The 2994-nt window shown below is 55.7% G+C and carries 2 rRNA genes (1 of these 2 running past the window's edge); both read left to right on the forward strand.

Features of this window, described 5'->3' with window-relative positions:
- Nucleotides 1-2697 (forward strand): 23S ribosomal RNA (locus CFR80_RS16745); it begins 42 nt to the left of the window's first position.
- A 113-nt stretch (nt 2698-2810) separates the two neighbouring features.
- Nucleotides 2811-2926 (forward strand): 5S ribosomal RNA (rrf, locus tag CFR80_RS16750).
- The last annotated feature ends 68 nt before the right edge of the window (nt 2927-2994 follow it).

Raw genomic sequence — 2994 nt, forward strand, 5'->3', positions numbered from 1 at the left:
GAGGCGATGAAAGACGTGGCACGCTGCGAAAAGCCATGGGGAGCCGCGAGCAGGCTTTGATCCGTGGGTATCTGAATGGGGAAACCCACCCAGCGATGGGTATCATGTTCTGAATACATAGGGACATGAGGCGAACCCGGGGAACTGAAACATCTAAGTACCCGGAGGAAAAGACATCAATTGAGATTCTGCTAGTAGTGGCGAGCGAACGCGGAACAGGCCAGTGGTCATTTCTGAAGAAGCAGAACGGAATGGAAAGTCCGGCCATAGCGGGTGATAGCCCCGTATGCGTAGTGTCAGGAATGATCCTTGAGTAGGGCGGGACACGTGAAATCCTGTCTGAACATGGGGGGACCACCCTCCAAGCCTAAATACTCCCTGGTGACCGATAGTGAACAAGTACCGTGAGGGAAAGGTGAAAAGCACCCCGACGAGGGGAGTGAAAGAGACCTGAAACCGAATGCCTACAAGCAGTCGGAGCCTCTTATGGGGTGACGGCGTACCTTTTGTATAATGGGTCAGCGAGTTTCTGTTTGCAGCAAGCTTAAGCCGATAGGTGTAGGCGCAGCGAAAGCGAGTCTGAATAGGGCGACGAGTTGCTGGCAGAAGACCCGAAACCGAGTGATCTAGCCATGGCCAGGCTGAAGGTGCGGTAACACGCACTGGAGGGCCGAACCCACGCCTGTTGAAAAAGTCGGGGATGAGCTGTGGCTAGGGGTGAAAGGCCAATCAAACTCGGAAATAGCTGGTTCTCCGCGAAATCTATTGAGGTAGACCGTCTGGTATTACCCCGGGGGGTAGAGCACTGGATGGGCTAGGGGGGCCCAAAGCCTTACCAAACCTAACCAAACTCCGAATACCCGGAAGTATGAGCCAGGCAGACAGACAGTGGGTGCTAAGGTCCATTGTCGAGAGGGAAACAGCCCAGACCACCAGCTAAGGCCCCCAAATCGTGGCTAAGTGGGAAAGGATGTGGGGATTCCAAAACAACCAGGAGGTTGGCTTAGAAGCAGCCATCCTTTAAAGAAAGCGTAATAGCTCACTGGTCTAATAGAAACCCTGCGCCGAAAATGTAACGGGGCTCAAGCCACGTGCCGAAGCTGTGGGTGCATACTATGTATGCGCGGTAGCGGAGCGTTCCGTAGGTCTGTGAAGGAGACGGGGTGACCCTCTCTGGAGATATCGGAAGTGCGAATGCTGACATGAGTAGCGACAAACAGTGCGAGAAACACTGTCGCCGAAAGTCCAAGGGTTCCTGCGCAAGGTTAATCCGCGCAGGGTGAGCCGGCCCCTAAGGCGAGGGCGAAAGCCGTAGTCGATGGAAACCGGGCAAATATTCCCGGGCCTGCCAGAAGTGACGAATACAATATGTTGTCGGGTCTTATCGGATTGATCCGGCTTTTGGAGTATTCCAGGAAATAGCTCTGGCATATAGACCGTACCCGAAACCGACACAGGTGGACTGGTAGAGAATACCAAGGCGCTTGAGAGAACGATGCTGAAGGAACTAGGCAAATTACTTGCGTAACTTCGGGATAAGCAAGACCCGTCAGTGGGCAACCATTGGCGGGTGGCACAGACCAGGGGGTAGCGACTGTTTAGTAAAAACACAGGGCTGTGCGAAGTCGAGAGACGACGTATACGGCCTGACGCCTGCCCGGTGCCGGAAGGTTAAGAGGAGGTGTGCAAGCACCGAATTGAAGCCCCGGTAAACGGCGGCCGTAACTATAACGGTCCTAAGGTAGCGAAATTCCTTGTCGGGTAAGTTCCGACCTGCACGAATGGCGTAACGACTTCCCCGCTGTCTCCAGCATCGGCTCAGCGAAATTGAATTCCCCGTGAAGATGCGGGGTACCCGCGGTCAGACGGAAAGACCCTATGAACCTTTACTGCAGCTTTGCAGTGGCATCAGAGACATTCTGTGTAGGATAGGTGGGAGGCTTTGAAACCGGGGCGCCAGTTCCGGTGGAGCCATCCTTGAAATACCACCCTGACTGTTTCTGATGTCTAACCGAGGCCTGTTAGCCAGGTCCGGGACCCTGCATGGTGGGCAGTTTGACTGGGGCGGTCGCCTCCCAAAGTGTAACGGAGGCGCGCGATGGTGGGCTCAGGTCGGTCGGAAACCGACTGTCGAGTGCAATGGCATAAGCCCGCCTGACTGTGAGAGTGACAGCTCGATCAGAGACGAAAGTCGGCCATAGTGATCCGGTGGTCCCGCGTGGAAGGGCCATCGCTCAACGGATAAAAGGTACTCTAGGGATAACAGGCTGATCTCCCCCAAGAGTCCACATCGACGGGGAGGTTTGGCACCTCGATGTCGGCTCATCACATCCTGGGGCTGGAGCAGGTCCCAAGGGTTCGGCTGTTCGCCGATTAAAGTGGTACGTGAGCTGGGTTTAGAACGTCGTGAGACAGTTCGGTCCCTATCTGCCGTGGGTGTTGGAGACTTGAGAGGATTTGTCCCTAGTACGAGAGGACCGGGATGAACATACCTCTGGTGCACCGGTTGTCGCGCCAGCGGCACAGCCGGGTAGCTAAGTGTGGACGGGATAACCGCTGAAAGCATCTAAGCGGGAAACCCACCTCAAAACAAGGTCTCCCCGAGGGCCGTGATAGACCATCACGTCAATAGGCCAGGTGTGGAAGCGCAGTAATGCGTGCAGCTAACTGGTCCTAATCGCCCAACAGGCTCATTCCATCGCCCCCTCAAAAGGGCATCACACATGCACAGCAGTCATCCACTCTTCAACACAGAAACAGCACCAACCCATCACATCCTCTCAGCCCCATAAAACGGGATGACTGGATGACCTGGTGGCCATGGCGGGGAATGATCCACCCGATCCCATCCCGAACTCGGCCGTGAAAACCCCCAGCGCCCATGATACTGTGCCTCAAGGCACGGGAAAGTCGGTCGCCGCCAGGTCTTCCAGTCACCCCTCACCACCGCGGGGTGGAGCAGCCCGGTAGCTCGTCAGGCTCATAACCTGAAGG

Source organism: Komagataeibacter oboediens, assembly GCF_003207815.1.
GTDB lineage: Bacteria > Pseudomonadota > Alphaproteobacteria > Acetobacterales > Acetobacteraceae > Komagataeibacter > Komagataeibacter oboediens.